The organism is Streptomyces coelicoflavus (genome assembly GCF_045041415.1).
Lineage (GTDB): Bacteria > Actinomycetota > Actinomycetes > Streptomycetales > Streptomycetaceae > Streptomyces > Streptomyces coelicoflavus.
Genome location: NZ_CP108218.1, coordinates 840,730 through 853,807 on the forward strand (window position 1 = coordinate 840,730; position 13,078 = coordinate 853,807).

General features: G+C 71.8%; 11 protein-coding genes. All 11 read right to left on the reverse strand.

Annotated elements, in window-relative coordinates; all coding sequences use genetic code 11:
• Nucleotides 1–94 precede the first annotated feature (94 nt).
• The 11 genes from OHA99_RS03890 to hpnC all read right to left on the reverse strand — a co-directional run bounded on the left by OHA99_RS03890 (nucleotide 95) and on the right by hpnC (nucleotide 13,037).
• On the reverse strand, nucleotides 95–1,480 hold the full coding sequence (locus OHA99_RS03890; RefSeq protein WP_153176838.1) for an aspartate aminotransferase family protein: 1,386 nt from the start codon (nucleotides 1,478–1,480) through the stop codon (nucleotides 95–97).
• Nucleotides 1,481–3,433 carry a 1-deoxy-D-xylulose-5-phosphate synthase gene (dxs, locus tag OHA99_RS03895; RefSeq protein ID WP_405694063.1) on the reverse strand — a complete coding sequence of 651 codons (1,953 nt, stop codon included), beginning with the start codon at nucleotides 3,431–3,433 and terminating at the stop codon, nucleotides 1,481–1,483. It abuts the gene before it with no gap.
• Nucleotides 3,434–3,458: 25 nt separating this feature from the next.
• Complete coding sequence (gene ispG / locus OHA99_RS03900; protein ID WP_108988645.1) at nucleotides 3,459–4,613, reverse strand: flavodoxin-dependent (E)-4-hydroxy-3-methylbut-2-enyl-diphosphate synthase; 1,155 nt, start codon at nucleotides 4,611–4,613, stop codon at nucleotides 3,459–3,461.
• A gap of 4 nt (nucleotides 4,614–4,617) precedes the next feature.
• Nucleotides 4,618–5,640: an adenosyl-hopene transferase HpnH gene (hpnH, locus tag OHA99_RS03905; protein WP_153176840.1), complete on the reverse strand. Its 1,023-nt coding sequence runs from the start codon at nucleotides 5,638–5,640 to the stop codon at nucleotides 4,618–4,620.
• A 6-nt stretch (nucleotides 5,641–5,646) separates the two neighbouring features.
• Complete coding sequence (locus tag OHA99_RS03910) at nucleotides 5,647–6,288, reverse strand: 1-hydroxy-2-methyl-2-butenyl 4-diphosphate reductase (RefSeq protein ID WP_153176841.1); 642 nt, start codon at nucleotides 6,286–6,288, stop codon at nucleotides 5,647–5,649.
• Complete coding sequence (gene shc / locus OHA99_RS03915; RefSeq protein ID WP_405694068.1) at nucleotides 6,288–8,342, reverse strand: squalene--hopene cyclase; 2,055 nt, start codon at nucleotides 8,340–8,342, stop codon at nucleotides 6,288–6,290. Before shc ends, OHA99_RS03910 begins: the two co-directional genes overlap by 1 nt.
• A 121-nt stretch (nucleotides 8,343–8,463) precedes the next feature.
• Nucleotides 8,464–9,528, reverse strand: coding sequence for a polyprenyl synthetase family protein (locus OHA99_RS03920; protein ID WP_042822676.1), 1,065 nt, complete (start codon nucleotides 9,526–9,528; stop codon nucleotides 8,464–8,466).
• Nucleotides 9,529–9,596: 68 nt separating this feature from the next.
• Nucleotides 9,597–11,033 carry a hydroxysqualene dehydroxylase HpnE gene (gene hpnE, locus OHA99_RS03925; RefSeq protein ID WP_405694071.1) on the reverse strand — a complete coding sequence of 479 codons (1,437 nt, stop codon included), beginning with the start codon at nucleotides 11,031–11,033 and terminating at the stop codon, nucleotides 9,597–9,599.
• On the reverse strand, nucleotides 11,030–11,188 hold the full coding sequence (locus tag OHA99_RS03930; protein WP_153176844.1) for a DUF6380 family protein: 159 nt from the start codon (nucleotides 11,186–11,188) through the stop codon (nucleotides 11,030–11,032). The genes hpnE and OHA99_RS03930 overlap by 4 nt, the downstream gene beginning before the upstream one ends.
• Complete coding sequence (hpnD, locus tag OHA99_RS03935; protein WP_381498759.1) at nucleotides 11,188–12,138, reverse strand: presqualene diphosphate synthase HpnD; 951 nt, start codon at nucleotides 12,136–12,138, stop codon at nucleotides 11,188–11,190. The genes OHA99_RS03930 and hpnD overlap by 1 nt, the downstream gene beginning before the upstream one ends.
• The gene (gene hpnC / locus OHA99_RS03940) at nucleotides 12,135–13,037 is read right to left on the reverse strand and encodes a squalene synthase HpnC (RefSeq protein WP_405694076.1); all 903 of its coding nucleotides are present in this window, start codon (nucleotides 13,035–13,037) and stop codon (nucleotides 12,135–12,137) included. The genes hpnD and hpnC overlap by 4 nt, the downstream gene beginning before the upstream one ends.
• Nucleotides 13,038–13,078: the final 41 nt, after the last annotated feature.

The following is a 13,078-nucleotide window of genomic DNA, read 5'->3' on the forward strand; positions in this document are numbered from 1 at the left end:
CAGGCAAATTCCTTGCCTCAGAGGCAAACGCCCTCGGGACCTCAGAGGCAAACACGCTCACGGGCCTCAGCGGCGAAGGCCCCCACGGGCTCGCTCAGCGGTTGGCCACCGCCTGCTTGACCAGGGTCTTCCCGAAGTCCCACATGAGGCCGCCCCCATGGTGCGCGTCCTCCATCACCTCCGTGAAGGCGTCGACGAACCGGTCGGCGTCGTCGGTGTCGATGATCAGCGGCGGGATCAGCTTGATCACCTCCAGGTGGTCGCCGGACACCTGGGTCAGGATGCGGTGGCGCTGCAACAGCGGCACGACCACCATCTGCGCGAACAGCCCCTTCCGCGCCGCCTGAAGCATCGTCCAGCGGCTGCGCAGCTTCAGGGAACCGGGCCGGCCGAACTCGATGCCGATCATCAGTCCGCGGCCCCGGACGTCGGCGAGCAGCTCGTAGCGGTCCACCAGCTCGGCCAGCCGGGACTTCAGCCGCTCCCCCACCGCGGCGGCGTTCGCGACGATCTCCTCGTTCTCCATCACCGACAGCACGGCGAGCCCCGCCGCCATGGCCTGCGCGTTGGACCCGAAGCTCGCCGAGTGGACCTGCACGCGGTCCATCGAGGAGTACACCTTCTGGAAGATCCAGTCCTTGCCCAGGGTGGCCCCCACCGGCACGTACCCGCCGGACAGCGCCTTGGCGACGCAGACCAGGTCGGGTTCGACGCCGTCGTCGTGCTGGTAGGCGTAGAACTTGCCGGTACGGCCGAGGCCCGTCTGCACCTCGTCGGCGATCAGCAGCGCCTTGTGCCGGTGCAGCAGCTCCTGTGCGGCGCGCAGGTAGCCGGGCGGGGCCTCGTGCACGCCCTTGCCCTGGACCGGCTCCACGATCAGCGCGGCCACGTCGCCCTTGTTCAGCTCGCGGGCCAGGGCGTCGAGGTCGCCGAGCGGGACGGCGGTGTCGGGCAGCAGCGGCGCGAAGCCCTTGCGGAACGAGTCCTCGCCGTTGACGGAGAGGGAGCCGGTGGTCAGCCCGTGGAAGGCGTGTGAGCAGTACAGGATCCGCCGTCTTCCGGTGGCGTAGCGGGCGAACTTCAGGGCGGTCTCGACGGCCTCGGTGCCGCTGTTGCCGAAGAAGACACGGTCCAGGTGGGGACTGTAGGAGAGCAGCTTCTCCGCCAGCAGGCCGGGCAGCGGCGGGCAGTCGAAGCGGGTCAGGTCGGCGAGCGAGGCGTCGAGGACGTCGTGCAGCGCCTTGCGGACGACCGGGTGGTGGCGGCCCAGGCCCATCACCGCGAACCCGGCGAGCATGTCCAGGTAGTCGTTGCCGTCCGCGTCCCAGAAGTGCGCGCCCTCGGCCCGCTCGTAGACCTTGTCGAAGCCGATGGTGCGCAGCATGCGCGGCTGCTGGTGGTTGAGGTGCTTGGCGTGCAGCTCGTACCGCTCGGCCCCGCGCTCGGCCAAGAGCGCGGTGAGGTCGAACTCCTTGGTCATTCAGTTCTCTCCTTGCGCTGGCATGACGATCCGTCCGTCGCCGGACTGTTCCACTGCGGATCCCCCGGCCCCCTCCTCCACCTGTCCGGCGAGGGCCAGGCTCGCGGCGATCCGCCCGGCGACGTCGACCGGGGTGAGGCCGATGTCCGCGAGCACCTCGGCGCGCTTGGCGTGGGCGAGGAACTGCTCGGGGATGCCGAAGCGGCGTACGGGGACGTCGACCTCGGCGTCGCCGAGCGCCAGGGCCACCGCGGAGCCGACCCCGGCGGCGCGGCTGTTGTCCTCGACGACGGCCACCAGCCGGTGCCCCGCCGCGAGGGGTGCGAGCGCCGGGTCGACGGGCTTGACCCAGCGCGGGTCGACGACGGTGCAGCCGATGCCGCGGGCCTCGAGGAGTTCGGCTGCCCCGAGGCAGACGGGTGCCATCACGCCCACCGCCACGAGCAGCACCTCGGGCCGGTCCGCGGCGTGCAGGACGTCCAGGCCGCCGATCCGGTCGACGGCGGGTACGGCGGGGCCGACGGACTCCTTCGGGAAGCGCAGCAGCGTCGGCGCGTCGTCCACGGCGACCGCCTCGCGCAGCTGGGCGCGCAGCTGGTCGGCGTCGCGCGGGGCGGCGATGCGCAGCCCGGGGACGACCTGGAGGACGGACATGTCCCACATGCCGTTGTGCGAGGCCCCGTCGACGCCGGTGACGCCGGCCCGGTCCAGGACGAAGGTGACCCCACAGCGGTGCAGGGCCACGTCCATCAGGAGCTGGTCGAAGGCGCGGTTGAGGAAGGTGGCGTAGACGGCGACGACCGGGTGCAGTCCGCCGGTGGCGAGGCCCGCGGCGGACACGACGGCGTGCTGCTCGGCGATGCCGACGTCCCAGACGCGGTCCGGGAACCGTTCGGCGAAGGGGGCGAGGCCGACCGGGTGGAGCATGGCCGCGGTGACCGCCACCACGTCCTCGCGTTCCTCGCCGATCCGGACGATCTCCTGACCGAACACCGAGGTCCAGGACGGGCCGCCCGCCGGGCTCAGCGGCTCGCAGGTGAGGGGGTCCATCACGCCGACGGTGTGGAAGTGGTCCTCCTCGTCGCGCAGGGCGGGTTCGTAGCCGCGGCCCTTCTCGGTGAGGCAGTGCACGAGCACCGGGCCGTGGAAGCGTTTGGCGCGGCGCAGCGCCGACTCGACTGCGCGGATGTCGTGCCCGTCGATCGGGCCGAGGTACTTCAGCCCGAGGTCCTCGAAGAGGCCCTGCGGGGCGAAGGCGTCCTTGAAGCCCTTCTTGGCGCCGTGCAGGGCCTCGTAGACGGTGTGCCCCACCACGGGCGTGCGCTGGAGCACGTCCTTGCCCCAGGCCAGGGCACGCTCGTAGCCGTCGGTGGTGCGCAGGGTCGCGAGGTGGTTGGCGAGGCCGCCGATGGTCGGGGCGTACGAGCGTTCGTTGTCGTTGACGACGATGATCAGCGGCCGGTCCCTGGCCGCCGCGATGTTGTTCAGCGCCTCCCAGGCCATGCCGCCGGTGAGCGCGCCGTCACCGATGACGGCGACGACGTGGCCGCGCTCCCCCCGCACCTGGCGGGCCTTGGCGAGGCCGTCGGCCCAGCCGAGGACGGTGGAGGCGTGGCTGTTCTCGATGACGTCGTGCTCGGACTCCTCGCGCGAGGGATAGCCGGACAGGCCGCCCTTGCTCCGCAGCTTGGAGAAGTCCTGACGTCCGGTCAGGAGTTTGTGCACATAGCTCTGGTGGCCGGTGTCCCACAGGATTCGGTCGTCCGGTGACTCGAAGACCCGGTGCAGGGCGACGGTGAGTTCCACCACGCCGAGGTTGGGTCCGAGGTGACCGCCGGTGCGGGCGACCGCGTGCACCAGGAAGTCACGTATCTCGTCGGACAGTTCACCGAGTTCCGCCCCGGTCAGCGCCTTCAGGTCGCGTGGTCCCCGGATGTCCTCCAGAATCGTCACGCTCGGGCCCCCTTCGGTCCGCGTTTCAGCTCACGGTGACGGCCGGCGCCCCCGAGGCGCCGTCCTTCTCCATCTGCTCCGCGATCCTCATCGCCTCCTCGATGAGGGTCTCCACGATCTTCGACTCGGGGACGGTCTTGACGACCTCGCCCTTGACGAAGATCTGCCCCTTGCCGTTGCCGGAGGCGACACCGAGGTCCGCCTCGCGGGCCTCGCCGGGACCGTTGACGACGCAGCCCATGACGGCGACGCGCAGCGGCACCTCCATGCCCTCCAGACCGGCGGTGACCTCCTCCGCCAGCTTGTACACGTCGACCTGGGCACGGCCGCACGACGGGCAGGAGACGATCTCCAGCCGGCGTTCCCTCAGCCCCAGCGACTGGAGGATCTGGATGCCGACCTTGATCTCCTCGACCGGTGGCGCGCTGAGCGACACCCGGATGGTGTCGCCGATGCCCTGCGAGAGCAGCGCGCCGAAGGCGACGGCCGACTTGATCGTGCCCTGGAACGCCGGGCCGGCCTCCGTCACGCCCAGGTGCAGCGGGTAGTCGCACTGGGCGGCGAGCTGACGGTAGGCCTCGACCATGACGACCGGGTCGTTGTGCTTGACCGAGATCTTGATGTCGCGGAAGTCGTGCTCCTCGAAGAGCGACGCCTCCCACAGGGCGGACTCGGCGAGGGCCTCGGGCGTCGCCCTGCCGTACTTCTGGAGCAGCCGCCGGTCCAGGGAACCCGCGTTGACCCCGATGCGGATCGGGGTGCCGTGGTCGCGGGCCGCCTTCGCGATCTCCCTGACCTGGTCGTCGAACTTCTTGATGTTGCCCGGGTTCACGCGTACCGCCGCGCAGCCGGCCTCGATCGCGGCGAAGACGTACTTGGGCTGGAAGTGGATGTCCGCGATCACCGGGATCTGCGACTTCCTGGCGATGACGGGCAGCGCGTCGGCGTCGTCCTGGGTGGGGCAGGCCACCCGGACGATCTGACAGCCCGACGCCGTCAGCTCGGCGATCTGCTGGAGCGTCGCCCCGATGTCGGACGTACGGGTGGTCGTCATCGACTGCACCGACACCGGGGCCCCGCCCCCGACCGCCACCGGCCCGACCTGGATGCGCCGCGACACGCGCCGCTCGGCGATCGGCCGGACCGGTACCTCGGGGAGTCCCAAGGGGATGGCGGTCATGACCTCACTCCCGGTTCGAGGAGACGGTCTCGCGCATGGCGCGCAGGGACTCCTTGAGCGAGCCCATGGTGGCCAGGACGGCGGTGGGCTCGTAGCCGCAGTGCGCCATGCAGTTGTCGCAGCGCGGGTCCTTGCCGCGGCCGTACTTGTCCCAGTCGGTGTCCTCGATCAGCTCCCGGTACGTCGGGACGTAGCCGTCGCTCATCAGGTAGCAGGGGCGCTGCCAGCCGAAGAGGGAGTAGTTCGGGATCGCCCAGGCGGTGCACGGGAAGTCGACCTTGCCCTCGAGGAAGTCGAGGAACAGCGGGGAGTGGTTGAGCCGCCAGCGGGCCCGGTTGCCGCCCGCGAAGGCCTTCTTGAACAGCTCGCGGGTCTGCTCCACGCCCAGGAAGTGCTCCTGGTCGGGCGCCTTCTCGTAGGCGTAGGCGGGCGAGATCATCATCTCGTCGACCTTGAGGTCGTCGTTGAGGTAGTTGAGCACCTCGACGATGGTCTGCGGGGTGTCGGTGTTGAAGAAGGTCGAGTTGGTGGTCACCCGGAAGCCGCGCCGCTTGGCCTCCTTGATGGCCTCCACGGCCTCGTCGAACACGCCCTCCTTCGCGACGGACTCGTCGTGCCGCTCGCGCAGCCCGTCGATGTGCACCGCGAAGGCGAAGTACGGCGAGGGCTTGAACTTGTCCATCTTCTTGCGCATGAGCATGGCGTTGGTGCAGAGGAAGACGTACTTCCGCTTGGCCACCAACTGCCGCACGATCTCGTCGATCTGCGGGTGCATCAGGGGCTCGCCGCCGGCGATGGAGACCATCGGCGCGCCCGATTCCAGCACCGCCCCGACGGCCTGCGCGACCGGCATGCGCTGCTTGAGCACACCGGCGGGGTGCTGGATCTTGCCGCATCCCTCGCACGCCAGGTTGCAGGCGAAGAGCGGTTCCAGCTCCACGATGAGCGGGAACTTGTCCCGTCGGCGAATCTTCTGTTCGGCCAGGTATGTAGCGACCTTGATGGACTGGCGCAGCGGCATGGCCATCTGGGCTCACCTCCGGGGAAGCAACAAAGAACGGTGCCATTCGAAAAACGCGGGAAGAACGGATCGGAGCACGCGGAAAGCCGATATTCCACCGCGCACGGTGCCGATCCGGACGAGTTCGTGTTCTGGAGCGTCCACGACCACCCGGACGGCCGCAACCGGGCGCGGGCCCGTGCGGACGGCGCTCAGGAGCGTGGCCGCGGACTCCATGTCCACGGCGATCGCGCCGGTCGCGAGCAGGTCGGCGCGCTCGGGGCCGCGGACGACGTGGTCCGAGCCGGTCAGCGGCCCGGTGTGGACGGTGCGCCCGGGGACGGCTCGCGCGAGTTCCTTGACGAGCCGGTCGGTCGCGACGCAGGGGACGGTGGAGCGCGGGTCCCGGGTCTCCTCGGCGACGACCAGGTCGCCGGGGTGCATGCCGGGCGAGAGTCCGGCGCAGAAGCCCGTGGCGAGCACGGCGGCGCCCTCGAGCGCCGGGTCGGCGAGGACCCGGGTGACCGAGCGTTCGGCCGCCTTGGGGCCCATGCCGGTGCGCAGGACGGTGACCGGCCCGCCCGCGCCGGCGCGGTCGCCGGTGCGCAGGGCGAGGTGCTCGATGCCGAGCGCGCAGGCGATCAGCAGCGGGGACGGGCCGGTCCGCGGAGTCATCAGCTGCCCTTCACCTCGGCCGGAGCGGACTCGGTGAGGGCCTCGGCCGTACGGGACTTCTTGGCGAAGGGCTCCCCGTTGACGTACCGGCCGAGCGCGGTGAGCGGGAAGACCTGGCGGTAGAGGTTGTAGTTGATGGAGAAGTCCCACGGGAAGCCGGTGCCCGTGAAGTAGGGCTCGTCCCAGGAGCCGTCCTCCCGCTGGGTGGCCGCGAGCCATTCGACGCCGCGCTCCACGGCCTTGGAGTCCCGCTCCCCCGCCGCCAGCAGGGCCATCAGCGCCCAGCCGGTCTGCGAGGCGGTCGAGGCGCCCCGGCCGCTCCACTCCCGGACGTAGCGGTAGGAGCGCAGGTCCTCGCCCCAGCCGCCGTCCTCGTTCTGGACGGACTCCAGCCAGCGCACCGCGCGGCGGATGGCCGGGTGTGAGGTGGGCATCCCGGCGGCGGTGAGCGCGGGGATCACGGAGCCGGTGCCGTAGACGTAGTTGACGCCCCAGCGGCCGAACCACGAGCCGTCCGCCTCCTGGGCGTCGAGCAGCCACTGGATGCCGCGGCGGGTGCGCGGGTCGTGGGCGAGGCCCTCGACGGCGAGCATCTCGACGACGTGCGCGGTGACGTCGGCGGACGGCGGGTCGATGACCTCGCCGAAGTCGCAGAACGGCAGCCGGTTGGGGAACGCGCTGGTGTTGTCGACGTCGAACGCGCCCCAGGCGCCGTTCTTCGACTGCATGCCGAGGTTCCAGCGCACCCCGCGCCCGATGGCCTTCTCCACCCGCTCCGGGTCGTGGTGCCTGACCCGGCGCAGGGCGAGGACGACCTCGGCGGTGTCGTCGATGTCGGGGTAGTTGTCGTTGTGGAACTCGAACGCCCAGCCGCCGGGCGGGAGTCCGGGGCGTTTCACCGACCAGTCGCCGGGGCGCACGATCTGTTCGCCGAGCATCCAGTCCGAGGCCTTCACCAGCTGCGGGTGGTCCTCGGGGACGCCCGCGTCGGCCAGCGCGATGGTGGCCAGGCAGGTGTCCCAGACCGGGGACTGGCAGGCCTCGATCATCCGGGCGCCGTCCTCGCGCCACACGGCGAAACGGTCCAGGGACTCGAGTCCCGCGCGCATCACGGGGTGTTCGAGGTCGTAGCCGAGCAGGTAGAGGGCGATGACCGAGTAGACGGCGGGCGGCTGGATGCCGCCCCAGCAGCCGTCGTTCTCCTGCCGCTCGATGATCCAGCGGGCGGCGCTGTTCATCGCGGCCCGGCGCAGGCGGCGCGGAGCGACCTTGCGGTAGGCGTGCAGCGCCTTGTCGATGCGCTGGAAGGCGCCGTCCCAGCTGGCCGCCGGCGCCAGGGGGCGGGGCGGGTTGGGGCGGACCGGGTCGGTGTGCAGTTCGTCCAGCGAGAAGGGCGCCGGGCGTACCGGACGCTTCGCGGAGACGATGGTGAGCGGCACGATGGTCTGCCGGGCCCAGCAGCCGAAGTCGTAGACGTTGAGCGGGACCCAGGTGGGGAAGTAGATGAGCTCCGGCGGGAGTTCGGGCAGGTCGTCCCACTTCCACCAGCCGAACAGGGCCAGCCAGATCCGGGTGAAGACGCGGGCGGAGGCGATGCCGCCGCGGGACCTGATCCACTCGGCGGCCCGCGTCATGTGGGGTGCGTCGGGCGAGTCGCCGGCCAGGCGGAGGGCGACGTAGGCCTCGATGGTGGTGGACAGTTCGCCGGGGCCGCCGTAGAAGGTGGCCCAGGTGCCGTCCTCGCGCTGCTCGCCGCGGATGAACAGCGCGGCGGCGCGGGTGGTCTCCTCGTCCTGGATGCCGAGGAACTGACGCAGGAGCAGGTCCTCGGCGTCCATCGTGACGTTGGTCTCGAGGTCGCCCTTCCACCAGCCCTGGGCGTCCTGCTTGGAGAGCAGGAAGTCGGTGGCGCGCCGGGTGGCGCGGGCGGCGGCTTCGGGTACCCCGGCCGCCGCGGCGGGGATCGTGATGTCGGTGTCGGTGGCGGTGTCGCTGGCCGAGGCTGCCAGGGGCCGCAGGGAGGCCCCGGTGCTTCCGTCGGTCGTCGCTGTCATGGCTTCCCCTTCGTGCAGTGTGCATACGGTGGTGCGTCTGCTGTGGGTCCGCCGTCGGCCGGTGCTCGTGTCTCCACGACACCGGCCGGCGACTACGCGAGGGCTATTCGACCGATAATGATCATCTCTTTCGTACGACGACGAAGTCCGCGAGTGCCGTGAACCGGTCCCGCACCCGGTCGGGCATGTCGACGGCGTCGAGGGCTTCGATGGCGATGGTGTGCTGGCGACGCGCCTCGTCGGCGGTCCACTCCCGCCCGCCCGCTTCCTCGATGAGGGCGGCGCGGGCCGCGAACTCCTCCTCGGAGAAGTTCGCGAAGTCACTGGCCTTGGCGTCGGCGGTGAGGATCTCGCCGAGCCGCTCGGAGGCGGGCCCGCCGGCCGCGAGGGCGGCCACGACCGGCAGCGACTTCTTGCGCTGGCGCAGGTCGCTCCAGGTCTGCTTGCCGGTGGCGTCCGGGTCGCCCCAGATGCCGAGCAGGTCGTCGACGGCCTGGAAGGCGAGGCCCAGGTGGTAGCCGTACTTCTCGAGGACGTCGGCGGTGTGTTCGTCGGCGCCGCCGAGGACCGCGCCGACAGAGCTGGCGCAGGCGAGCAGCGCGCCGGTCTTGTTGCCCTCCATCTCCAGGCACTCCTCGACGCTGACGCGGTCGCGGTGCTCGTAGGAGATGTCCTGGGCCTGACCGTCGATCAGTGAGCGGCTGGCCTTGGTCAGCCGGCGGGTGGCGCGGCCGGCCTCGACGCTGCCCAGTTCGAGCAGCACCTCGTTGGCGAGGGCGAACAGGGCGTCGCCGACCAGGATGGCCTGGGCGGGGCCGTGCACCTTCCAGACGGTGTCGCGGTGGCGGCGCTGCTCGTCGCCGTCCATCAGGTCGTCGTGCAGGAGGGAGAAGTTGTGGACCAGTTCCACGGCCACCGCGCCGGGTACGCCGACCTCGGGCGCGGCGCCGGTGACCTCGGCGGAGAGCACGGCCAGCGCGGGGCGCACGGCCTTGCCGCCGTCGCCGTCCGCGGGGTTGCCCTGGGCGTCGATCCAGCCGAAGTGGTAGGCGGCGACGGTGTCCATGGGAGGGGCCAGGCGGTCGACCGCCGCCCGCAGGACCGGCGTGGCCAGGGTCCGGCCGCGCTCCAGAAGCGCGGTCACGTCCACCGTGGTCCTTCGATCGGCCGTCGGGGCCGGGGGCACAGTGGGCACAGTCTTTCCTCCAGTTGCGGTGCCGGGAGTGCGGAAGTCGGTCCCGCGCGGATCGGCTTTCACGCCGCCTCCTCGAAGAAATCGGGAAGGAGGCCGCGGGACCGGCCCAGGGTGCCGAGCGCGGCGGCGGCCGCCCCGACACCGCTGCGAACCGCACTCTCCATGGTCGCGGGCCACCCGGTGGCGGTCCACGCTCCGGCCAGGTAGAGGCCGGGTGCCTTGGTGCGGGCGCCGGGCCTGAGGCGCCCGACGCCGGGAGCGGGGGCGAACGTCGCGGTGCGCTCCCTGGTCACGAAGAAGTCCTTCACCTCGGCACCCCGGGCACGCGGCAGCAGCCGCTCCAGTTCGGGCAGGTACCGCTCGCGCAGCGCGGCCACGGGCTCGTCGATGTCGTTCTGTGCGGTCGACTGGGACACCGCCAGGTACTGACCCTCCTTCAGTCCGGAGGCCTCGGTGCGGTCGAACACCCACTGCAGCGGGGTGCCGAGGGCCGTGAGGAACGGCGTGGCGAGCACCTTGCGGTCGTAGACCACGTGGAGGTTGAGGATCGGCGCGGTGCCGATCTCCAGGAGATTTTCCGGGGCGTCGAGCGCGCCGTCCGGCAGCAGGTCGTGGGCTTCGCGCTGGGGTACGGCGAGGACGACGGCGTCCGCTTCGAGCGTCTCGCCGGGAACCTGAACGCTCCAGCCTCCGTTCTCGTTTACGGAGACGGAGGTGACGCGTGTACGGACCTCGGTACGGACGCCCGCGGAGTCGAGCGCCTTGCGGGCCAGCCGGTCGTGCAGTTCGCCCAGCGGGACACGGGCCCACCCAATGTCGGCCGCTCCCGAGTCGGACAGCAGACCGGTCTTGAACACCATCGCGGCGAGACCCAGGGAGGCGTCGCCCGCGACCGCGTTGAGGGTGGCGACCCCGACCAGGTCCCACAGGGCCTCGACGGCACGCGCCGACTGACCGTGCGCGGTCAGCCAGCTGCCGAAGTCCTGGGTGTCCAGGGCCGGGTCGGCGAGATCGAGTCCCTTGAGCGCGAGCGCGGCACGACCCACCGAGGCGCGTTCGGCGAGGGAGAGGTGCGGGTAGGTCGCCAGGCTGCGCCCCAGGTGCAGGGGCACGGGCAGGGCGTCGCGCCGCAGTCTGCCGAGCCGGTTGCCCTCGGACCTGGCCAGGTCGACGACGGGCACGTCGAGACGTTCCTGCACGGGTGCGAGCGCGGCTCCGCCGATCCGGTCGAGGAACCACCGGTAGGCGGTGCAGCAGCGCAGGTACACGTGCTGGCCGTTGTCGACGGTGAGGTCGCCGCGCTGGAAGGAGAAGGCGAGCCCGCCGAGCCGGGGGCGCCCTTCGAGCAGGGTGACGCGCGCGCCGGCGTCCGCCAGCGCCAGCGCGGTGGTGACCCCCGCGAGTCCGCCGCCGACCACGACGGCATGCCCGCCGGGGCCGAGGGACGAGACGTCCGCGAGCACTCCGCCCTCGCGCGTGCCCTTGCCCTGCGTCATGGTGCGCCCTTCCCTGTCCGGCCGCCGCGGTGTGTGAACGGCGTACGGCTGACCGTCTCAGTCAGGGACGCCGACCGCCACCGCAGGGTTGCCCGCTGTTGTGCGCCGGTGGTTCCGTACGGGTCCTGGGTGTCGAGTGTGCCCGGTGTGTCCATCAGGCGCGCCTCCTGACGGCCCGCCGGGTGACGTGCCGGGCGTCGAGGCCGGACAGGCCGCGCACGGCGACGTACGCCTTCTCGTGTCCGGGCAGGGAGACCCGGCCGCGCAGCACGGCCTCCGGGTCGCGCTCGATCCGGTCGAGGAGGCGTCGGTAGATGCCGGCCATGGCGGCCACGCAGGCGCCGCTGCGCCGGTCCAGCATGGGCAGCAGCCGGTAGCCCTCGGCGAAGAGGGCGCGGGCCCGGCGCACCTCGAAGTGCACGAGGCCCGTGAAGTCGGAGCCCTCGGGCGGTGTCGGCCCGTCGAAGCCGGCCGCGCAGCCGAACTTGGCGAGGTCGTCGGCGGGGAGGTAGGTGCGCCCGCCCTCGGCGTCCTCCCGGACGTCGCGCAGGATGTTGGTGAGCTGGAGCGCGAGCCCGAGCGTGTCGGCGTACTCGGGCGCGCGCTCGGCTCCGCGCGCCCCCGGTTCGGTGCCGAACACACCGAGCGAGAGACGCCCGATGGCGCCCGCCACGCAACGGCAGTAGACCTTCAGGTCGTCCCAGGTCTCGTAGGTCTCGCCGCGCAGGTCCATCTGGACACCGTCGATCAGCTCGTCGAGGCCGCCGAGCGGGATCGGGAACCGCCGGGCGGCGTGCGCGAGCGCGACGGCGACCGGGTCGGTGTCGTCCTCGTCGACCGCGCCGTCCTGGATCCGGGCGAGCACGGCCCGGGTCTCCTCCAGCCGGGCCGCCTTGACCTCGTCCGGCAGCGCCCCGTCGCCGATGTCGTCGACGCGGCGCGAGAACGCGTACAGCGCGGACATCGCCCGCCGCTTGGGCGTGGGCAGCAGCCGGATGCCGTAGGCGAAGTTGCGTGCCTGCTGACCGGTGACGGCCTCGCAGTAGCTGTAGGCGGCGAGCACCGGTGCCGGCATGTTCGCTGACGACTCCACGGACCCGATCACCCCTCTCCTCGCAGGACCACGCCCGCCTCGCGCAGCAAGTGGACCTTGCCTGACCTGGGCGGGCCGGGAAGTACGTCGTGATCCGCCGCGGCGATCGCGTCGAGCGCCGCCCTTCCGCCCGCCACGAACCCCGCGAGCAGCAGCCGCAGCCTGCCGTGGACGCTACCCACCAGGGGGGCTCCTTCATTCAGCAGGTCGCGGGCGCGGGCGGCCTCGTAGGCGATCAGCGCGCGCACGGACGCGTTCGCGCTGGGTGCGGCCAGGTCGCTCTCCTGGACATGGAAACGTTTCATGTCCTCGGCGGGCAGGTAGACGCGGTCCCGGCCGAGGTCCTCGGCGACGTCCTGGAGGTGCTCGACGATCTGCAGGGCGGTGCAGATCTCGTCGGAGCGGCGGATCCGTTCGGGGGTGGAGGTGCCGGTGACGGCGAGGACGAGCCGGCCGACCGGGTTGGCGGACAGCTCGCAGTAGGCGAGGAGGTCGTCGTAGGTCTCGTACCGTGCGACCAGCTGGTCCTGGCGGTTGGCGGCGATGAGCCCGAGGAAGGGTTCGGGGGTCAGCGCGCGGCGGCGCACGGTGGGCATCAGGCGGCGCAGCAGCGGATGGCGCGGGGTGTCGGCGAAGACCCTGCGCAGGTCCTCCTCGAAGGCGTCCAGCATCAGCAGCCGGTCGTCGGCGCGGTCCTCGGGGACGCCGAGGAGGCGGGCGTCGGCACCGCCGGGGGCGAGGTCGCCGTCACCGATGTCGTCGACGAGGCGGGCGAAGCCGTACACGGCCATGAGGTCGGTGCGCCAGGCGCGCGGCAGGAAGAAGGGGGCGACGGGGAAGTTCTCGTCGGCGGCCTTGGCGAGGGTGCCGCGCTCCGGGTCGACGGCGTGCGCCGTCTCGGTGGCCGTCATCGCGGGCTGCCTTGGGCGGGGACGGCGCACACCTCGGGGAG

What these genes read in the sequence shown, in the direction of transcription:
- OHA99_RS03910 (WP_153176841.1), bottom strand. Translation starts at nt 6,288, where the DNA reads ATGACTCCGCGGACCGGCCCGTCCCCGCTGCTGATCGCCTGCGCGCTC.
- OHA99_RS03930 (WP_153176844.1), bottom strand. Translation starts at nt 11,188, where the DNA reads ATGGACACACCGGGCACACTCGACACCCAGGACCCGTACGGAACCACC.
- OHA99_RS03890 (WP_153176838.1), bottom strand. Translation starts at nt 1,480, where the DNA reads ATGACCAAGGAGTTCGACCTCACCGCGCTCTTGGCCGAGCGCGGGGCC.
- shc (WP_405694068.1), bottom strand. Translation starts at nt 8,342, where the DNA reads ATGACAGCGACGACCGACGGAAGCACCGGGGCCTCCCTGCGGCCCCTG.
- hpnE (WP_405694071.1), bottom strand. Translation starts at nt 11,033, where the DNA reads ATGACGCAGGGCAAGGGCACGCGCGAGGGCGGAGTGCTCGCGGACGTC.
- ispG (WP_108988645.1), bottom strand. Translation starts at nt 4,613, where the DNA reads ATGACCGCCATCCCCTTGGGACTCCCCGAGGTACCGGTCCGGCCGATC.
- hpnC (WP_405694076.1), bottom strand. Translation starts at nt 13,037, where the DNA reads ATGACGGCCACCGAGACGGCGCACGCCGTCGACCCGGAGCGCGGCACC.
- hpnH (WP_153176840.1), bottom strand. Translation starts at nt 5,640, where the DNA reads ATGGCCATGCCGCTGCGCCAGTCCATCAAGGTCGCTACATACCTGGCC.